General features: G+C 48.4%; 1 protein-coding gene. It reads left to right on the top strand.

Annotation, left to right across the window (positions count from 1 at the left end):
• Positions 1 to 285, top strand: a 285-nt coding sequence (locus tag A3751_RS02115; protein ID WP_156492200.1) for a hypothetical protein, incomplete at both ends; no start/stop codon positions are given.

The raw sequence follows: 285 nt of genomic DNA, 5'->3' as shown, positions 1-285 counted from the left end.
CGTGCTATTCGCATGATGATTCCTCCTGCATGGCAAAACGTAGACACGATGGATGCTGACCTAAGGGCGTTCTATGAATTTAATAGTATGCATATGGAACCATGGGATGGTCCTGCGGGATTGGTAACGACTGATGGCCGTTATGCCGTATGTTTGCTAGACCGCAATGGCCTGCGACCAAGCCGCTGGGTTGTCACGAAAGATGGCTTTATTACTGTGGCTTCTGAAATCGGTACATATTCTTACAAGCCAGAAGATGTGGTTGCTAAGGGGCGTATTGGTCCA

The organism is Oleiphilus sp. HI0080 (genome assembly GCF_001635135.1).
The sequence above is the reverse complement of the archived record's forward strand: the minus strand, read 5'-3'. Positions and strand labels throughout refer to the sequence as shown.